Source organism: Kitasatospora sp. NPDC048545 (assembly GCF_040651155.1).
GTDB lineage: Bacteria > Actinomycetota > Actinomycetes > Streptomycetales > Streptomycetaceae > Kitasatospora.
In genome coordinates this window covers 177,541-196,485 of the sequence record NZ_JBEZIQ010000002.1, presented here as the reverse complement: position 1 = coordinate 196,485, position 18,945 = coordinate 177,541, and the positions used below count along the sequence as shown (strand labels likewise).

Genomic DNA, 18,945 nt, shown 5'->3' with positions numbered 1-18,945 from the left:
CGCTGCGTGACCCCGGCGTGGGAATGGGCAGCGGGTGTGGGGTGGTGCCCCCGGGGCGGCGGGGAAGACTGTCGCCGCCCCGGGGAAGCGTGAACGGCCGGGATCAGCCGGGCTGTTCGGTGGTGAGGTGCTCCGGCCGGACCGGGATCCGGTTGAGTGCGAGACCGGTGGCGTTGCGGATGGCGGCCACGATCGACGGCGTCGCGGAGACGGTAGGAGCCTCGCCGACCCCGCGCAGCCCGTACGGCGCGTGGGGGTCGGGCAGTTCGAGGATCTCCACCGGGATCGGCGGAGTGTCCAGGATGGTGGGGATCAGGTAGTCGGTGAAGGAGGCGTTGCGGACCTTGCCGTCCCGCACGATGATCTCCTCCATCACCGCGAGGCCGAGCGCCTGGGTGCAGCCGCCCTGGATCTGGCCGACCACGGAGAGCGGGTTGAGCGCCTTGCCGACGTCCTGGACGGCGGTGAGCTCCACCACCTTGACCAGGCCCAGCTCCACGTCCACGTCCACCACCGCGCGGTTGGCGCAGAAGGTGTACTGGACGTGGCCGAAGCCCTGGCCGGTCTCCTTGTCGAAGGGCTGGGTGGGCCGGTGGTGGTGCTCGCGGGTGAGGTCGATGGCCTCGTCCCCGAGCAGGTCCACCATGGAGACCAGCACGCCGGCGCTCTCGGAGACGACCTTGCCGCCGGCCAGCGCGATGTCCTTGTGGGCCCAGCCGTAGCGCCGGCGGCCCTTCTCGATCAGCTCCCGCCGGACGGCCTCGGCGGCCAGCTTCACGGCGCCGCCGGTCATGTACGTCTGGCGCGAAGCGGAGGTCGAACCGGCCGACCCCACCTCGGTGTTGGCGGGGTGGATGGTGACCTGCTCGACGCCCAGCTCGGTGCGGGCGATCTGGGCGTGCACGGTGACGCCGCCCTGGCCGACCTCGGCCATCGCGGTGTGCACCATGGCGACCGGCTCGCCGCCGATGACCTCCAGCCGCACCCGGGCGGTGGAGTAGTCGTCGAAGCCTTCGGAGAAGCCGACGTTCTTGATGCCGACCGAGTAGCCGACGCCGCGGACGATCCCCTCGCCGTGCGAGGTGTTGGACAGCGCGCCGGGAACCTGGCGCACGTCCAGGTGCTCGGTGTCCAGCGGCGGCGGCAGCGGCATGTCCTTGACGCGGCGCAGCAGTTCGGCGACCGGGGCCGGCGAGTCGATCCGCTGGCCGGTGGGCATGACGTCGCCCTCCGACATCGCGTTCAGCTGCCGCAACTCCACTGGGTCCATGCCCAGTTCGACCGCCAGCTTGTCCATCTGCGACTCGTAGCCGAACGCGGCCTGCACCGCGCCGAAGCCGCGCATCGCGCCGCAGGACGGGTTGTTGCTGTAGAGCGCGATGGCGTGCATCCCGACGTTCGGGATCACGTACGGGCCGTGCCCGAGCGAGGCGGCGTTGCCGACCACGGCGGGCGAGGCGGAGGCGTACGCGCCCCCGTCCAGCACGATCCGGCAGTCGGCGAAGACCAGCTTGCCGTCGCGGGTGGCGCCGTGCTCGTAGTGCATCTTCGCCGGGTGGCGGTGCACGTGGCCGTAGAAGGACTCGTCCCGGGAGTAGACGATCTTGACCGGCTTGCCGGTGTGCTGGGCCAGCAGGCAGGCGTGGATCTGCATCGAGATGTCCTCGCGGCCGCCGAAGGCGCCGCCGACGCCGGCCAGGGTGAGCCGGACCTTCTCCTCGGGCAGGTCGAGCACCGGGGCCATCTGCTCGCGGTCCACGTGCAGCCACTGGGTGGCGATGTAGAGGTCGATGCCGCCGTCCTCGGCGGGCACGGCCAGGCCGGACTCGGGGCCGAGGAAGGCCTGGTCCTGCATGCCGACCTCGTAGTCGCCGCTGACGATGACGTCCGCCAGTGCCCGCACCTCGTCGGTCACGCCGAGGCCGGAGACCAGCTTCTGCTCGTGGCAGATGTTGCCGTACGCGTGCGACTTGTACTCGTGCGGCTCGTGGACGTAGCCGTGGGTCTCCGGGTCGAGGCACTGCTCCTCGGTGACGATCGGGGTGAGCACCTCGTACTCGACCGCGATCTTCTTCACCGCGCGGCGGGCCGTCTCCGGGTGGTCGGCGGCGACCAGCGCGATCGCCTCGCCGTGGTACCGGATCTTGTCGATGGCCAGGGCCGGCTGGTCCTGGATCTCCAGGCCGTAGTACTTCGAGCCGGGGATGTCCTCGTGCGTCAGCACCGCGTACACGCCGGGCACCTTGAGCGCCTCGGAGATGTCCACCGAGAGGATGTCGGCGCGGGGGTGCGGCGAGCGCAGCGCCATGCCCCACAGCATGTCCTCGTGCCACATGTCCGAGGAGTAGGCGAACTCGCCCCTGACCTTCAGGTTGCCGTCCGGGCGCAGCGGCGAGCCGCCGATGCCGTCCTTGGACGCCTGGTTGATGTTCTGCAGGTTCTTCTGGCCCTGGATCGTCCGGGTGCTCATTCCGTCACGGCCTTTCCGGAGCACTTGCGGGCCGAGGCGAGCCGCACCGCGTCCATGATCTTCTCGTAGCCGGTGCAGCGGCACAGGTTGCCGGACAGCGCCTCGCGGATGTCGTTGTCGCTCGGCTGGGCGTCCTGCTCCAGCAGGGCGTCGGTCTGCACCAGCAGGCCGGGGGTGCAGAAGCCGCACTGGACGGCCCCGGCGTCGATGAACGCCTGCTGGACCAGGCCCAGTTCGCCGCTCTCCTCGCTCAGCCCCTCGACCGTGCGGACCTCGCGGTCCTGCACCTGGCCGGCCGCGACCAGGCAGGAGCAGACCGGGACGCCGTCCAGGTAGACGGTGCAGGAGCCGCACTCGCCCTGCTCGCAGGCGTTCTTCGAACCTGGCAGGCCGACCCGCTCGCGCAGGACGTAGAGCAGGCTCTCGCCCTCCCACACGTCGTCGGCCTCGACCTGCTTGCCGTTGGCGGTGAAAGTGACTCTCATGCCGCGCTCCTGATCTGCTTGCCGTAGTCGTTCCAACACCAGGTGAGGGTGCGGCGGGCCATCACGGCCAGGGAGTGGCGCCGGTAGTCGGCGGTGCCCCGGACGTCGTCGATCGGCGAGGCCGCGGCCTTCACCAGCTCGCCGAACCGCTGGATCACCTCGGTGCCCAGCAGGTCGCCGGACTCCCAGAGCCCGCGCTCGGCGAGCACGCCCTGTAGGTACTCCTCGGCCTCGACGGCGCGGCGCGGGGTGGGGGCGGCCGACCCGATGCCGGTCCCGACGGTTCCGTTCTTCGGGTGGAGGGCGAAGCCGAACGCGCAGACCGCGATCACCATGGCGTTGCGGGTGCCGATCTTCGAGAACTGCTGCGGGCCGTCCGCCACCGGGATGTGCACCGCCCGGATCAGCTCGTCGGCCTCCAGGCTGTTGCGCTTCACGCCGACGTAGAAGTCGTCGATCGGGATCATCCGGGTGCCGCGCACCGAGGCCGCCTCGACGAACACGTCCCGCCCGGCCGCCAGCAGCGCGGGGTGCGCGTCACCGGCCGGGGAGGCGCCACCGAGGTTGCCGCCGACGCCGCCGCGGTTGCGGATCTGCGGCGAGCCGACGGTGTGGGCCGCCAGGGCGAGACCGGGCAGCGGCCCGGACAGCTCGTCGATGATCCGGGTGTACGGGACCGAGGCGCCGAGCTGCACGACGCTGCCGTCGTCGGACCATTCGGTGAGCTCGGTGATGCGGTTCAGATCGAGAATCGCGGATGGCCGGTGCACGTCGAAGTTCATCTCGACCATGACGTCCGTACCGCCCGAGATGGGCAGTGCGGTCGGGTTCTCAGCCTTCGCCGCGAGTGCCTCGTCCCAGGTGGCGGGCCGAAGGAACTCCATGCGGGTGTCTCCTCAAGTCGTCGCCCGCCGGGTGTCCGGCGGCGTGTCGCCCAGTGAACCCCTGTGACGCGGCCCACTGGCAGTCACTGATGGCATGAAGCCCCGGCTGTGGTCCCGCCCGGCATCCTGTACGTTCCTCTAAGGAGCAGAATCTCGCAGCCCAGGTGTTCGCCGAGTGCTACCTACGACCGTAATCCGGCCGTGACGGACGGGCTACGGGCCCGTGACCCGGACGCCCGCTGGTACGTAACACCGAGCACGGATGTTCGGGCACACTGTGACCCCCGGACCGAAGGGCCGGCCACCCGTCCCCCCCTCGATCTCCCTCCCGATCACCCCCACGATCGCCCCGATCCCGCCCCAAAGGAGTCCGCGGATGCGTGTCCGTGACCTGCTCGCCCCCGGCGCCCCGCGACTGCGCCTGCTCGCGGCCGAGGAAGAGCTGGACCGGCAGGTCAGCGGCGTGATGACGACGGACCTGCAGGACCCCGGCCGCTACCTGCACGGCGGCGAGCTCGTGCTCACCGGCATGCTCTGGCGCACCGTCCCGGCCGACTCCGAGCGCTTCGTGCGGACCATCGCGGCGGGCGGCGCGGTGGCCCTCGCGGCCGGCGAGGCCGAGGTCGGCCCGGTGCCCGACGACCTGGTCGAGGCCTGCCGCCGGCACCGGATGCCGCTGCTCGCCGTGCCCGACGACATCGCCTTCGGCACCGTCACCGAGTTCATCGGCCGCCAGGTCTCCGCCGACCGCGCCGCCGACCTCGCCGCCCTGGTCGACCGGCACCGGCTGCTGGTCTCGGCGGCCGGCGGCGGCGGGCTGGACGCCGTCCTCGACCTGCTCGGCGGCGACCTCGACCTGGACTGCTGGGTGCTCGCCCCCACCGGCGCGGTGATCGCCGGCCCCGCCGACCGGCTCTCCGCCGAGGACCGCGACCAGCTGGTCCGCGCCCACCTCTCCGCCCAGCGTCAGCGCCGCCGCCCCCCGCACCGGGCCCGCCTGGCCGGCGGCTCCTACTCGCTGCTGCCCGCCGCCGCCTCCGCCGAGCACGAGGGCCCGCAGTCCGCCACTCCGCTGGCCGACTGGATGCTCGCGGTGGCCGGCGACATCACCGAGTGGACCACCAAACGCCAGCAACTCGCCGAGAACCTGGCCCGCCTGGTCGCCGCCGAGCGCCACCGCCGGGACGAGGGCCGCCGGCTGCGCCGCCGCCTCGCCGACGAGGTGCTCGCCCTGCTGCGCCGCGACGCCGACCCGGCCGAGATCAGCCGCACTCTGTACGCCTCCTCGGCGATGGCCGCCCGCTACGAGAACCCCGAGCCCAAGTCCCGGGCCGAGGACGACTCCTGGCTGGTGCTCAGCGCCGAGGGCACCGGCCTGCCCGAGGGCACCGTGCGGGCCGTCCTGGAGGAGGCGCTCGGCGGCACCTCCGACCGCGCCCTGGTCGCCGGGACGGGCACCGGTGCCGTCGTGGTGCTGCCGGCCCTGGACGGTCCGGTGCCCGCCGACACCGTGCGGGACCTGCTCGCGCCGCTGGAGGCCGGGCTCGGCTCCGAGGGCCGGATCACCCTGGGCGTCTCCGCGCCCGCCTCCGAGGCCGGCGGCCTGCGCGGCGCCCTGGAGGAGGCCCGGCACGCCCGCCGGATCGCCGCCTCCCGGGTCGGCCGGGTCTGCGTCGCGGGGCCCGAGGAGCTCGCCTCGCACGTCCTGCTGCTGGCTGCCGTCCCGGACGAGGTGCGCCGCGCCTTCCGCAGCCGGTTGCTGGACAAGGTGATCGCGTACGACATCGAGCACCAGGCGGACCTGGTCCGCACCCTGGAGGCCTTCCTGCGCTCGGACGGCTCCTGGACCCGCTGCGCCGGGCAGCTGCACGTCCACGTGAACACCCTGCGGTACCGGATCGGCCGGATCGAGGAGCTGACCGGGCGTGACCTGTCCCGGCTGGAGGACCGGGTGGACTTCTACCTGGCGCTGGAGCTGGCCTGACGGATCATCCGGCACGCACGAGGGCCCGCCGCGATCGGTGTCGCGGCGGGCCCTCGTGCGTGCGGTGGTGCGGTGGTCCCGTTACTGGGCGGGGATGATCGAGGTCAGCCAGGTGAAGGCGCCCGGCACCATCTTCTTCCACTGCTCGGTGGTGTGCGGGCCGGTGCCCTCCTCCACCTGGACGGTGGTCGGGGCCTTGGCGGCGGCGCGGATCGCCTCGCCGTCCTCGTAGCCGTCGCCCTTGGAGGCGCTGATCAGCATGGCGACCTTCGGCGGCTGCTGGGCGGCCTTGAGGATGTTGACCGGGTTGTTGGCCTCGCGCAGCTTCGGGTCCTTGCCGACCAGCGAGTCCTTCTCGTTCGCCGGGTCGTTGTAGCCGGACATGGCGATGGCGGCCCGGTAGCGGTTGGGGTGGGCCAGCGACAGCTTGGCCGCGCAGTGCGCGCCGGCTGAGTAGCCGGCGATCGCCCAGCGGTCCGCGGACGGGTCGGCGCGGAAGTTGTCCAGCACCATCTGCGGGACGTCGCGGGTGATCCAGGCGTCGGCGTTGATCTTGCCGGAGATGTCGGTGCAGCCGGCGTCCTGGCTGTTGCCGAGCAGCACGGTGCGGGGCGAGACCAGGATGAACGGCGCGACCTTGCCCTGCTGCATCAGCGGCTTGAGCTGCTCGGAGACCTTGAGCGTGCCGTACCAGGTGGAGGAGGAGCCGGGGAAACCGGGGATCAGCTCGACCACGGGGAACTTCTTGTCCTTGTACGCCGGGTCGTTGTACTGCGGCGGCAGCCAGACCAGGACCTCGCCGTCGACGCCGGAGAGCTGACCCTTGAGCTCGGTCTTCTGCACGTCGCCCGGGACCAGCGGGTCGTTCACGCCGCCGAAGCTCTGCTTGACCTTCGGGTGCTCCTTGGCGGCGTCACCGCTCCCGGCGGCCTGGTCCGACGGCGGCACCGGGGGCACCGCCCGGACGTGGTTGCCGGTGCCGAGCAGGTCGTCCCAGTTGCCGTAGATCAGGTTGGCGTTGTTGACCATCACGAAGACCATCAGGACAGCCGTGACCTGGCAGAACATGATCATGACGATCCGGGAGAGGACCTTCACCGGCTGGGGGCCGCCGACCTTCCCCCAGAACAGCAACGCCACGGTGATGGACACCGGCACAAGAAGGACGGTGAGGAGGAAGAATGGCGTACCTGTCAGTTCCATCGCGTTCTCGTATCCGGGTCGCTCGCCGCCCGGGCCCCAGTCGCCCGAACGCGCGTCAATGTCATCAGACGGTCGACGACCGATGATCGGTTGCCGTCCGATTCTGTGCGGAACCTGAGAGGAACATCACTTTCCGGTGATGAACCCCCTTCGGACCGGCGCCTAGTCTGTCACCCGGACGGTGGTCGTCCGGACCAGATGTTCAGCGAACTTCCAGGAAAGGTCCCCCGCGGAACCTTACCTCCCAGGGCGTTCGCGCCGCCGGGCGAGGCGGTGCGAACGCGCAGAACCCGGCCAGGGAGACTATGGGGATGAGCATCACCCGCTTTCGCCCGTCCCCACGCCTCTGGCCCGTGTGCGCCGTCCTGGCCCTCGCGGTCACCGCCGCCGGATGCAGCAGCACCGGAGGCAGACGCGCCGAGGAGGCGCGCGCCAAGGCCGCGGCCGCCGGCGGCAGCGCCGTCACCACCCCGCGCTGGAAGGTCGCCATGGTGACCCACTCCGGTGCGGGCGACGCGTTCTGGGACACCGTGCGCAAGGGTGCCGAGCAGGCCGCCGCCAAGGACAACATCACCTTCCTGTACTCCAACGACGCGCAGACCCAGAACCAGGTCCAGCTCGTCCAGGCCGCCATCGACCAGAAGGTGGACGGCCTGCTGGTCACCCTCGCCAAGGGCGACGCGATGGCCGACGTCCTCGCGAAGGCCAAGGCGGCCGGCATCCCCGTGATCACCATCAACTCGGGCCAGGAGTACTCGCAGAAGTTCGGCGCGCTCACCCACATCGGACAGGACGAGTCCACCGCCGGCCAGGCGGCCGGCACCGAGCTGGCCGCCCGCGGCCGCAGGAACGTGCTCTGCGTCATCCACGAGCAGGGCAACGTCGGCCAGGAACAGCGCTGCTCCGGTGCCCAGGCCAAGTCCGGCGGGTCCTTCCAGGTGCTCTACGTCAACGGCGTCGACATGCCCGACGCCCGCGCCGCGATCTCCGCCAAGCTCCAGGCCGACCCGGCCATCGACACCGTGCTCACCCTCTCCGGCGCGATGGCCGCCACCGGACTGCAGGCCGTCCAGGACGCCCGCCGCTCCGTCGAGTTGGACACCTTCGACCTGGGCCCGCAGGTGGTGGCCGGGCTCAAGTCCGGCAGCGTCGGCTTCGCCGTCGACCAGCAGCCCTACCTGCAGGGCTACGAGGGCGTCGACCTGCTCTGGCTCTACAAGTCCAACCTGGACATGCTCGGCGGCGGCAAGCCGGTCGAGACCGGCCCGCAGATCCTGACCAAGGACAACGCCGACGCGCTCGCCGAGTACGTGGCGAGGGGGACCCGGTGAGCGGTCCGGACCTCCTCGCCCAGGACGGCCTCGCGCAGGACCGCCCGGCGGCCCTGCGGCGGATCCTGGCCCGCCCGGAGCTGGGCTCGCTGATCGCCGCCGTCGCGGTGTTCCTGGTCTTCGCCACCGTCGCCGGGCCGTTCCTGCGGGTCGGCTCGCTGGGCACCGTGCTCTACGCGGCGTCCACCATCGGGATCATGGCGGTGCCGGTCTCGCTGCTGATGATCGGCGGCGAGTTCGACCTCTCGGCCGGCGTGCTGGTCACCACCGCCGCACTGACCTCCTCGATGGTCTCCTACCAGTTCACCGCGGTGACCTGGGTCGGCGTGGTGGTCTCGCTCGCGACCACGCTGGCGATCGGCTGGTTCAACGGCTGGATGCTCGGCCGGACCAGGCTCCCCAGCTTCATCGTCACCCTCGGCACCTTCCTGATGCTGACCGGCGCCAACCTGGGCCTCACCAAGGCGATCTCCGGCACCGTCTCCACCAAGTCGATCGCCGACATGGAGGGCTTCGAGTCCTGCCGCCGGCTGTTCGCCTCCGAGGTCACCATCGGTGGGCTGACGATCAAGGCGACCGTCTGGTGGTGGCTCGGCCTGCTGGTGGTCGGCAGCTGGGTGCTGCTGCGCACCCGCTTCGGCAACTGGATCTTCGCCGTCGGCGGTGACGCGGACGCCGCCCGCGCGGTCGGCGTGCCGGTCGCCCGGACGAAGACCGTGCTCTACCTGGGCGTCGGCTTCGGCGCCTGGGTGCTCGGCCAGCACCTGCTGTTCTCCTTCGACACCGTGCAGTCCGGCGAGGGCGTCGGCAACGAGCTGATCTACATCGTCGCGGCCGTCATCGGCGGCTGCCTGATCACCGGTGGCTACGGCTCGGTGGTCGGCTCCGCGCTCGGCGCGCTGATCTTCGGCATGGCCAGCAAGGGCATCATCTACGCCCAGTGGAACCCGGACTGGTTCAAGTTCTTCCTCGGCGCGATGCTGCTGATGGCCGCCCTGCTGAACGCCTACGTCAAGCGCCGGGCCGAACGGGGGCCGCGATGAGCACCGGAGCCGAGATGAACGACGAACTGCTCTCCCTCGACGGGGTCGGCAAGAGCTACGGCACGGTCCGGGCGCTGCGGGACGTCTCGCTGACCCTGCGGGCCGGCGAGATCAGCTGCGTGCTCGGCGACAACGGGGCCGGCAAGTCCACCCTGATCAAGATCATCGCCGGGCTGCACCGGCACGACGAGGGCACCTACGCCGTCGGCGGCGAGGAGGTCCGCTTCGACTCCCCGCGCCAGGCCCTGGACCGCGGCATCGCCACCGTCTACCAGGACCTCGCCGTCGTTCCGCTGATGCCGGTCTGGCGCAACTTCTTCCTCGGCTCCGAGCGCGGCACGCGCCGCTGGGGCGGGCTGCGCCTGGACGCCGACGGCATGCGCGCCACCACCCGGGCGGCGCTCGCCGAGATGGGCATCGACCTGCACGACGTCGACCGGCCGATCGGCACCCTCTCCGGCGGCCAGCGCCAGTGCGTGGCGATCGCCCGCGCGGTGCACTTCGGCGCCAGGGTGCTCATCCTGGACGAGCCCACCGCCGCGCTCGGCGTCAAGCAGTCCGGGGTGGTGCTGAAGTACGTCACCGCCGCCCGCGACGCCGGCCTCGGGGTCGTGCTGATCACCCACAACCCGCACCACGCGTACCTGGTCGGCGACCACTTCACCCTGCTCAAGCGCGGCCGGATGGCGGGCAGCCACCCCCGCGCCGAGATCAGCCTGGAACAGCTCACCACCGAGATGGCCGGCGGCTCCGACCTCGCCGAACTCTCGCACGAGCTGGCCCGTCCCTCCCTTCCCGACTCCCGTGAGGAGCGTCCGCAGCCGTGACCAGCCCTCAAGGCACCACCCGGCCGCCCGTCCTGCCCACCCTGCTCGGCCTCGGCCCGCGCGCCGAGCGCCGCCGCCGGGCCCTGCCCGCGGGGATACTGCGACTGCCCACCATCGGCGTCGACATCGGCGGCACCAAGGTGGTCGCCGGAGTGGTGGACGGCGAGGGCAAGGTGCTGGAGAAGCTGCGCACCAACACACCGGACAAGAGCAAGAGCCCCAGGGTCGTCGAGGACGTCATCGTCGAGCTGGTGCTGCAGCTCTCCGACCGGCACGACGTCCACGCGGTCGGCATCGGCGCGGCTGGCTGGGTCGACGCCGAACGCTCCCGGGTGCTGTTCGCCCCGCACCTCAACTGGCGCAACGAACCGCTCCAGCAGGCGCTCAGCGAGCGGCTGCGGTTCCCGGTGATCGTGGAGAACGACGCCAACGCGGCCGCCTGGGCCGAGTGGCGCTTCGGCGCCGGGCGAGGCGAGGACCACATGGTGATGCTCACCCTGGGCACCGGCATCGGCGGCGCCGTGGTCCGGGACGGCTACGTCGACCGTGGCAAGTACGGGCTGGCGGGCGAGTTCGGGCACATGCAGGTGCTGCCCGGCGGGCACCGCTGCCCGTGCGGCAACCGCGGCTGCTGGGAGCAGTACTCCTCGGGCAACGCGCTGGTGCGCGACGCGCGCGAGCTGGTCGCCGAGGAGTCCCCGGTGGTGCAGCCGCTGCTGGCGCGGGCGGGCGGGACGGTCGAGGGCATCACCGGCCCGCTGGTCACCGAGGCCGCCCGGGAGGGCGACCCGACCGCCATCGAGCTGCTCTACGAGGTCGGCACCTGGCTGGGCGTCGGCATCGCCAACCTGGCCGCCGGGCTGGACCCGGGCCGCTTCGTCATCGGCGGCGGCGTCTCGGAGGCCGGCGACCTGCTGCTCGGACCGGCCCGGGACACCTTCCGCCGCACCCTCACCGGCCGCGGCTTCCGCCCCGAGGCCGCCATCGTGCACGCCGCCCTCGGCAACGAGGCCGGTCTGGTCGGCGCCGCCGACCTCGCCCGCCAGGTGGCCCGGCGCTTCCGCACCATCAAGCGCCGCCGGGTGGAGCGCAGCGCCCTGTAGGGCGGGAACGGGGGATCACCGGGCGGGCGGCCGTCGGCCGCCCGCCCCGTTCGGTGTCCGCCCTGTCAACTACCCGCCGGTAGCGGCACGGTGTGGTTGTCGGATCATCCCGCCTGTGGAACAACTGAGTTGACGTCGACTCAGGAGGACTCGGATGAGGGCGCTGACCCGCCTGGCACCACCACTGCTGCTCACCACCGCGCTGGTCTGGTCCACCGCACTGCCCGCCGGGGCCGCCGCTCCGCCACCGAAGGCCCCCGAGGCGGTGGGCCGGGGCGGAGCGGTGGCCACCGTCGACGCCGACGCCACCGCCGCCGGGATCGAGGTGCTGCGCAAGGGCGGCAACGCGGTGGACGCGGCGGTCGCCGCCGCGGCCGCCCTCGGGGTCACCGAGCCCTACTCCTCCGGCATCGGCGGCGGCGGGTACTTCGTCTACTACGACCACGCCACCGGCCGGGTGCACACCATCGACGGCCGCGAGACCGCCGGCCGCACCGCCGACGCCGGGCTGTTCCTGGAGGACGGCCGGCCGCTCCCCTTCGCCGACGCCGTCACCAGCGGCCTGTCCGTCGGCGTCCCCGGCACCCCGGCCACCTGGGACGCCGCACTGCGCCAGTGGGGCACCCGCTCGCTCGCCCAGGCCCTCGAACCCGCCGAGCGGATCGCCGACGAGGGCTTCGTCGTCGACGAGACCTTCCGCGGCCAGACCGCCGACAACCAGGCCAGGTTCAAGGACTTCCCGGCCACCGCCGCGCTCTACCTGCCCGGCGGCAAGCCCCCCGAGGTCGGCAGCGTCCTGCGCAACCCGGACCTCGCCGCCACCTACCGGCTGCTCGCCAAGGACGGCGTGAAGGCCTTCTACCGGGGGCAGTTGGCCGAGGACGTGGTCAACACCCTGCAGCACCCGCCGGTCGACCCGGCCTCCGGCCGCACCGCCCGCCCCGGCACGGTGGACACCGCCGACCTCGCCGCCTACCGGGTCCGCGACCAGGAGCCCACCCACGTCACCCACGGCGCCTACGACGTCTACTCGATGGCGCCCTCCAGCTCCGGCGGCACCACCGTCGGCGAGGCGCTCGACATCCTGGAGGACGGCGGCGACGTCTCCGCCTACAGCGGCACGCAGTACTACCACCACTTCCTGGAGGCCTCCCGGATCTCCTTCGCCGACCGCAACCGCTGGGTCGGCGACCCGGCCTCCGTCGACGTCCCCACCCGGCAGCTGCTCTCCGAGCGCTACGCCGCCTCCCGGGCCTGCCTGATCAGCCCCGACCACGCGCTCACCAGCCCGCTCGCCCCCGGCGACCCCCGCCACCCGGCCGACTGCGCCGACACCGGCCAGGCCGTCGCCGAGCCGTACGAGGGCCCCAACACCACCCACCTGACGGTCGCCGACCGCTGGGGCAACGTCGTCTCCTACACGCTCACCATCGAGCAGACCGGCGGCAGCGGCATCACCGTCCCCGGCCGGGGCTTCCTGCTCAACAACGAACTGACCGACTTCGACTTCACCCCGCTCGCCCCCGGCGTCCCCGACCCCAACCTGCCGGGCCCGGGCAAACGGCCGCGCTCCTCGATGTCGCCGACCGTCGTGCTGCGCGACGGCGAGCCCTTCCTCGCCACCGGCAGCCCCGGCGGCGCGACCATCATCACCACCACCCTGCAGGTGCTGCTCGGACGGCTGGACCGCGGCCTGAGCCTGGAGCAGGCCATCGCCGCGCCCCGCGCCAGCCAGCGCAACACCGCCGCGACCCAGGCCGAGCCCGCCTTCCTGGCGCTGCCCGAGCGGGCGGAGCTGGAGGCGCTGGGGCACGCCTTCACGGCCGTGGCCGAGATCGGGGCCGCCACGGGCGTGGAACGGCTGCCGGACGGCCGCTGGGTGGCCGCCGCCGAACCGGTGCGGCGCGGTGGCGGCTCGGCGGCGGTGGTCCGGCCCGCGCGCTGACCGGGCCCGCGGGCCGGTCGGCCCGGACGGGCAGGCCGTCCGGGCCGACCGGATCGTCAGTGGCGGGCGGTATGTTCGGGGTGAGCCTCCCTCGCGAGGGCGGCCCACCCCGTCCGTACCGAACCACCGGGAAGGCCGCCCGCCGTGACCGTCCGCATCGCCACCTGGAACATCAACTCCGTCACCGCGCGGCTGCCCAAGCTCCTGGAGTGGCTGGAGAGCGCCAAGCCCGACGTGCTCTGCCTCCAGGAGCTCAAGTGCGCGGCCGACGCCTTTCCGTACGACGAGGTCCGTGAGCTCGGCTACGAGACGGCCGCGCACGGCACCGGCCGGTGGAACGGCGTCGCCGTCGTCTCCCGGATCGGCCTGGAGGACGTCGTGCGGGACCTCCCCGGCCAGCCCGGATACCTCGCCGACGGCGCCCTGCTGCCCGACGTCGAGCCGCGCGCCATCGCCGCCACCTGCGGCCCGGTCCGGGTCTGGTCGGTCTACGTGCCCAACGGCCGCGAGGTCGGCCACGCGCACTACCACTACAAGCTGGAGTGGCTGGAGGCGCTGCGCAAGGCCTCCGTCGAGGACGCCGCCGGCTCCCGCCCGTTCGCCGTCCTCGGGGACTTCAACATCGCCCCGGCCGACGAGGACGTCTTCGACGTCGCCGCGTTCGAGGGCCTCACCCACGTCACCCCGGCCGAGCGCGCCGCACTGGAGGCCCTCGGCGGGATCGGCCTGCAGGACGTGGTGCCGCGCCCGCTGAAGTACGACCGCCCCTACACCTACTGGGACTACCGCCAGCTGGCCTTCCCCAAGAACCGGGGCATGCGGATCGACCTCACCTACGCCAACAAGGCCTTCGCCGACGCCGTCACCGACAGCTACGTCGACCGCGAGGCCCGCAAGGGCAAGGGCACCTCGGACCACGCGCCGGTCGTGGTGGACCTCGACCTGTGAGCCGCTCCGGGGTCGCGCCCGCCGTGACCCCGGGTGACGGGCCGTAACTCGAACGGTCCTGAGCGCTGGCTGAGCGCGGGGCGCGTGCCTACCGTCGGTGAGTGACCGGGTGCAGTTGATCGACCACGTGGACATGGGTGTCCCCGGCTGCGTCCGAGAATCCCGGAGGTTCCGGCATGCGCCCCATGCGTACGGCCGCCGCCGCCCTGATCGGCGCGACGGCGCTGACCGGCCTGACGGCCCCCCTCGCTCACGCCAGGGACGGTGCGGCCTCGGTCAGCCCGTCCCAGGCCGCACCGGGCCAGACCGTAACGGTCACCGTCTCCTGCGAGAAGTCGGACAAGCCCGACGCCAAGACCATCACCGCCCGCTCCGCCGCCTTCGAGGGCGGCCCGGCGACCCTCACCCTCGGCGCCGACGGGAAGCACACCGGCTCCGCCCGGCTCGCCTCCCAGCACTCCGGGGACAGCAAGGTCGACGGCACCTGCCCGGACGGTGGCGCCTTCTCGACGACCGTGACGGTCAGCACCGTCGCCGCCGCCGGCCCCGAGACCAGCCTCGGCGACTGGGGCAAGGCGGCGGGGGAGTGGGCCGGATCGCTCGGGCAGTCCGGTGCCGGCAGCCAGCAGGTCGCCCCGCACGGCGCCGTGCAGACCGGCCTCGGCGGCTCGGTCGCGTCGGACCCGGCGGAGCTGGCCGGCGGCCTCGCCCTGGTCGCAGGAGGTGTCGGCGGCTTCTGGCTGATCCGTCGGCGCGGTGCCTGACGGCCCCCGCCCCTTCGTGCCCCGCACTGCCGGCCCCGACGGGACCGGCAGTGCGGTGTTGCGACAGGTGTTGCGGGAGGCGTCCCGGTCGGTGCTCCGGCCGGTGTCCAGGCCGGTGTTCCGCCGGGGGTTCCGGACCGGGACCGGCGCCCCGTCAGGCGGTCGCGGGCTCCGGGTGCACGCGGTCGTCCTCGTGCGCGAGGATCCCGCTCGCCAGCAGGTACTGGGCCAGCACGTAGGTCGCCATGATCCAGAACTGATGCCCCGGCAGCTCCCGCCACTTGGCCAGCTTGGTGGCGATCAGCGTGTCGGAGAGCAGGAACAGCGCCCCGCCCAGCCCGGTCCGCCAGCCCAGCCCGGCCGAGGTCACGGCCGTCGAGGTGAGCAGCAGGCTGTAGCCGGCCACCGGGACCCGCAGGTCCCCGAGGTCCGGCCAGAGCTGACCCACCAGGGTCACCCAGGCCGTCGCGTACGCGGCCGCGACCAGCAGGGCCCGGCGGTGATCGGTGAGCGCGCCGCGCCGGACGAACATCGTCACGTAGCAGACGTGAGCGGCCGCGAAGGACCCCATGCCGGCGAGGAACGCGGGGTCGTTCTTCAGCTGGAGCAGCACGTCCCCGCCCGCGCTCAGCAGCAGCGCCGGCGCCAGCAGCTCCGGCGCCTCCCGCCCGGCGGTCCTGGCCGCGGTCACGCTGTGTCCGGCCAGCAGCGGCATCAGCGCCGGCTTGGTGGCGTTCTGCAGCACCGACGCGCCGGACAGGATCGCGCCGAGGTGCGTGGCCGAGGTGGCCGCGAAGCCGCCCAGCAGGCCGGTGGCCGAACGCAGGCGCGCGCCGAGGACGGCACGGGTGGTCGTACGAATGCTCATGCTGGCGCGGCCTCCGACGGGTCGGGCGGTGGGGGATCCGGATCGACCCTAAGGGAGCCGGGGATGCGACGGAAGGGCGGGTTACCGGTGCGTAACCCGGACGGGGCCGGGCGGATGACGGGACGGCCGGAAACCGGGCCGCGGGAGCGCGGGGAGCGGGGCGGCGGAGGAGCGGAGGGCGGGCGGCCGGTTCGAGGGCTCTTGCGGAGACTTCCTCAGGAGGGCGGTTGGTGCCACCGGGTGACCCGGGCACCGTCTACTCTGGACCCCGACATGGATCAGCAGGAGTACGCGGTCGGCGCCACCCGGGTGGCCGCCGGCAGGCCGGACGGACGGGCGGGCGGGGCAGGCCGGGGAACCGCCGACGCCGTCCTCGCCGTACGCGCAGCCGTGCGGGCCGAAGCCGCGGACCTCGCCGGCGCGGTACCGGGGACCACCCCCGCGGACGGCGACGACGCACGGAGCGCCGACGCCGTCCACGACGCCGTCCACGGCGGCGGTGCCCTCTCGCCCGACCCCGGCCTGCTGCGGCTGGCGCACTGGTTCGCGGCCGCCACCCCCGGCACCGCCGACGACCTCTGCGCCGCCTCCTTCGGTCTCTACCCCGCCCGCCACCTCGGCGCGCCCGCCGAGCCCGCCGACCCCGACGTCAGCTGGTGGCACGGCCCCACCGCCCACGGACTCGCGTCCGCCCGCACCCGCGAGGCCCGCGGCGAGAGCGGCCTGCGCCGAGCCCGGCGCGACTCCGCCGCACTGCCCGTCGTCCGGTCAGGCGCCAAGCCGGGCGGGCCCGGCAGGCACCGCAAGCCCGAGCGCAACCGGGCGACGCCGGAGGCGGCGGTCACCGTCCGTCCGCAGTCGGCCCCGGTCGCGCGGGATCGTTCCGGTGAGGGATCTCCCACAGTCGAGTCGTCCGCCACCGAGTCGTCCGCCACCGAGCTGCCCGTGGCGGAGCTTCCCGCCGCCGAGCGCCGGATCGCCGCCCGGCTGCTGCTCGCCCACCCGTTGGTCACCGGCTCCGGCCCGCACGCCGACGGCTTCCCGCTGATCCGGCGTCACCGCGACTGGCTCGCCGAGCGCTTCGACACCCTGCTCGGCTACCGCCTGGAGGTCGGGCCCTGGCACGCCCGGCTCTGCAAGGCCGGCCTGGGCCCCGGCGCCGGCCGCCGTCTCGAACACCCCGCCACCGGCGCTCCGTTCACCCCCGGCGGCTACGCCCAACTCGCGCTCGCCCTGGCCCTGTTGGTCGACGCGCCCGAGCAACTGGAGTACCGGCGGCTGCTCGACGCGATGCGCGCCGCCGTGCCCGAGCCGGCCGCCGACCCGGCCGACCTCGACATGGCGCTGGCCACGCTGGCCGGGTGGCAGGTGCTCGGCGACCCGTCGGCCGACCCCGCCGACGACACCCGTGTCCTGACCGTGGACCGCGAACTCGCCCGTGCCGTCCCGGCCGGCCCGCCCGCCCTGGCCGACGACGCCGCCGACCTCATCCGCCGCGCCGCCGAGGCCGAACCCGCCACCGCCGTGCGCCGCCTCCTCGCCGAGACGCCCGCCGTCCTCGTCGCCGACCTCCCCGAGGACCGCCGCGCCTGGCTGCACGAGCACCGGCTCAGCGGCCCGGCCGCGCTCGCCGAGTTCCTCGGCCTGGAGGCCGAACTGCGGGCCGAGGGCGTCGCCCTGCTCGACCCGGCCGCCGAACTCACCGACCTTGCGCTGCCCGGTGCCGGCACTCTCGCCCAGGCCGCCCTGCTGCTGGTCGAGCGCCTGGTCGAGGAGGTCCGCCCGCTGCCCGGAGAGCCCGTCGACGGCGACGTCCCGATCGCGGACGCGCTGATAGACGGCGTCCTCGGTGACATCGCCGACGAGTACGGTCTCCCGGCGCGCTACCTCTCCGACCGCACCGCGCTGCGCCGGGACTCCCTGGACCTGCTCCACCGCCTCGGCCTGATCACCCCGACCCCCCAGCCCAAGCGCCCCCCGACCTGGCACCTTCGCCCCCCGGCGGCCCGCTTCGCCCCGGCCCCCGACCTCCAGCCCGCGCCGGGCACCGGGCGCCACTCCCGCCCGGCCCCCCTCGTCCCGTCCCCGCCGGGGCCCCGCACCGGGCAGCGGGCGTAGCGCCCGCCCCCACCGGGGGCCGCGCGTCCGGGAGGTGCGTCGCGACGGGCCGGGTGGGAGCGAGCCGGGTCAGCGGGAGTGCCGGATGGCTTCGTCGACCTGGTCGCGGTCGTAGCCGCGGCGTACGACGTCGAAGCCGGGGCGGTCGGGGCGTTGCTGCGGCGGGAGAGCGAGGTACTCGTCGACCTGGTTCCGGTCGTAGCCCCGTCGGACCAGGTCGAATCCGGTTCGTGCCGGTCCGGCCGGGGGTGGTCCGGCGTCGGCGGCCGCAGGGGCGGATCTGCGGGAGTGCCGGATGGCTTCGTCGACCTGCTCGCGGTCGTAGCCGCGACGTACGACGTCGAAGCCGGGGCGGTCGGGGCGTTGCTGCGGCGGGAGAGCGAAGTGCTCGTCGACCTGGTTGCGGTCGTAACCCCGCCACGCCGTGCCGAACCCGGGCCGGGGCGGTCGCCCGTCCGTCGGTCCGCCGCTCCCCGAGTGCCCGCCCTCGACCATCTGTCCTCCCCCGAACGGAACGTTGCGGCCCAGCATGGCACGGCCCCGGCGGGCCGGGAACGCAGAAGCACCGCGCCCGGACTGCGGGGCGGCGGTGCCGGTGGGTGGGTGCGGTCACTTGCTGGCAGTGGCGCTCGCGAGGGGGCCGTGTTCGACGGTCTCCACGGTGGCGCCGACGCCCAGGGTGCCGAGGGCGATGGAGGCGAGGACGGCGGTGCAGGCGAGGAGGCGGCGGTGCCGCCGGGGCATCGGGAAGCGCGGTTCCTGGTAGGGCGCCTGAGGGCTGGCGTTCATGACAGGGAGGTTTCCAGGGCGGCGTGAACGGTCGGTACGCGCGGGTGAAGTCCGGACGGGGGTTGGGCGTCGGTTGGCCGCGTACGCCCCACCCTCTGCGAGCGGGGCGTACGCCCTGGTCGGCGCTGTGGGGTCCGGTCGCCGACGGCGACCCGGACGGCGTCCCGCAGGCCGTGCCGGGGG

At 73.5% G+C, this 18,945-nt stretch carries 16 protein-coding genes; 9 read left to right on the top strand and 7 right to left on the bottom strand.

Annotated features, from left to right (window positions below; translation table 11 throughout):
• Positions 1-103 precede the first annotated feature (103 nt).
• From pucD to AB0D10_RS02915, 3 genes are read right to left on the bottom strand one after another with little or no spacing between them, the layout of a single operon-like run.
• Positions 104-2,470 (bottom strand): xanthine dehydrogenase subunit D, encoded by a 2,367-nt coding sequence (gene pucD / locus AB0D10_RS02925; RefSeq protein ID WP_360250160.1) that lies wholly within the window; start codon positions 2,468-2,470, stop codon positions 104-106.
• Positions 2,467-2,955, bottom strand: coding sequence for a (2Fe-2S)-binding protein (locus tag AB0D10_RS02920; protein WP_360250157.1), 489 nt, complete (start codon positions 2,953-2,955; stop codon positions 2,467-2,469). The genes pucD and AB0D10_RS02920 overlap by 4 nt, the downstream gene beginning before the upstream one ends.
• The gene (locus AB0D10_RS02915; protein ID WP_360250154.1) at positions 2,952-3,839 is read right to left on the bottom strand and encodes an FAD binding domain-containing protein; all 888 of its coding nucleotides are present in this window, start codon (positions 3,837-3,839) and stop codon (positions 2,952-2,954) included. The genes AB0D10_RS02920 and AB0D10_RS02915 overlap by 4 nt, the downstream gene beginning before the upstream one ends.
• 376 nt (positions 3,840-4,215) lie before the next feature.
• Here AB0D10_RS02915 and AB0D10_RS02910 point away from each other — a divergent pair, with 376 nt between their 5' ends.
• Positions 4,216-5,823, top strand: coding sequence for a helix-turn-helix domain-containing protein (locus AB0D10_RS02910; RefSeq protein WP_360250151.1), 1,608 nt, complete (start codon positions 4,216-4,218; stop codon positions 5,821-5,823).
• An 81-nt stretch (positions 5,824-5,904) separates the two neighbouring features.
• Here AB0D10_RS02910 and AB0D10_RS02905 read toward each other — a convergent pair whose 3' ends face one another.
• On the bottom strand, positions 5,905-7,026 hold the full coding sequence (locus AB0D10_RS02905) for an alpha/beta hydrolase-fold protein (RefSeq protein ID WP_360250148.1): 1,122 nt from the start codon (positions 7,024-7,026) through the stop codon (positions 5,905-5,907).
• 311 nt (positions 7,027-7,337) lie between these two features.
• Here AB0D10_RS02905 and AB0D10_RS02900 point away from each other — a divergent pair, with 311 nt between their 5' ends.
• The 7 genes from AB0D10_RS02900 (at position 7,338) to AB0D10_RS02870 (ending at position 14,987) form a co-directional block, all read left to right on the top strand.
• Complete coding sequence (locus AB0D10_RS02900; RefSeq protein ID WP_360250145.1) at positions 7,338-8,357, top strand: sugar ABC transporter substrate-binding protein; 1,020 nt, start codon at positions 7,338-7,340, stop codon at positions 8,355-8,357.
• Positions 8,354-9,400 carry an ABC transporter permease gene (locus AB0D10_RS02895; RefSeq protein ID WP_360250142.1) on the top strand — a complete coding sequence of 349 codons (1,047 nt, stop codon included), beginning with the start codon at positions 8,354-8,356 and terminating at the stop codon, positions 9,398-9,400. The genes AB0D10_RS02900 and AB0D10_RS02895 overlap by 4 nt, the downstream gene beginning before the upstream one ends.
• Positions 9,397-10,227, top strand: coding sequence for an ATP-binding cassette domain-containing protein (locus AB0D10_RS02890; protein ID WP_360250139.1), 831 nt, complete (start codon positions 9,397-9,399; stop codon positions 10,225-10,227). Before AB0D10_RS02895 ends, AB0D10_RS02890 begins: the two co-directional genes overlap by 4 nt.
• Complete coding sequence (locus AB0D10_RS02885; RefSeq protein WP_360250136.1) at positions 10,224-11,330, top strand: ROK family glucokinase; 1,107 nt, start codon at positions 10,224-10,226, stop codon at positions 11,328-11,330. The genes AB0D10_RS02890 and AB0D10_RS02885 overlap by 4 nt, the downstream gene beginning before the upstream one ends.
• 154 nt (positions 11,331-11,484) lie before the next feature.
• Positions 11,485-13,275, top strand: coding sequence for a gamma-glutamyltransferase (gene ggt, locus AB0D10_RS02880; protein ID WP_360250133.1), 1,791 nt, complete (start codon positions 11,485-11,487; stop codon positions 13,273-13,275).
• Between the two features lie 144 nt (positions 13,276-13,419).
• Positions 13,420-14,223, top strand: a complete 804-nt coding sequence (locus AB0D10_RS02875; protein ID WP_360250130.1) for an exodeoxyribonuclease III — start codon at positions 13,420-13,422, stop codon at positions 14,221-14,223.
• Positions 14,224-14,399: 176 nt separating this feature from the next.
• The gene (locus tag AB0D10_RS02870; RefSeq protein ID WP_360250127.1) at positions 14,400-14,987 is read left to right on the top strand and encodes a hypothetical protein; all 588 of its coding nucleotides are present in this window, start codon (positions 14,400-14,402) and stop codon (positions 14,985-14,987) included.
• A gap of 154 nt (positions 14,988-15,141) precedes the next feature.
• Here the strand turns inward: AB0D10_RS02870 and AB0D10_RS02865 are convergent, their stop codons facing one another.
• Entirely contained in the window at positions 15,142-15,855 is a 714-nt protein-coding gene (locus tag AB0D10_RS02865; protein WP_360250124.1) for a lysoplasmalogenase, read from the bottom strand.
• Between the two features lie 273 nt (positions 15,856-16,128).
• On the opposite strand from AB0D10_RS02865, the gene AB0D10_RS02860 reads away from it, so the two are divergent.
• Positions 16,129-17,973, top strand: coding sequence for a DUF2398 family protein (locus AB0D10_RS02860; protein WP_360250121.1), 1,845 nt, complete (start codon positions 16,129-16,131; stop codon positions 17,971-17,973).
• Between the two features lie 69 nt (positions 17,974-18,042).
• Here the strand turns inward: AB0D10_RS02860 and AB0D10_RS02855 are convergent, their stop codons facing one another.
• Complete coding sequence (locus AB0D10_RS02855; protein ID WP_360250118.1) at positions 18,043-18,468, bottom strand: hypothetical protein; 426 nt, start codon at positions 18,466-18,468, stop codon at positions 18,043-18,045.
• Between the two features lie 114 nt (positions 18,469-18,582).
• Positions 18,583-18,762: a hypothetical protein gene (locus tag AB0D10_RS02850; protein ID WP_360250115.1), complete on the bottom strand. Its 180-nt coding sequence runs from the start codon at positions 18,760-18,762 to the stop codon at positions 18,583-18,585.
• Positions 18,763-18,945: the final 183 nt, after the last annotated feature.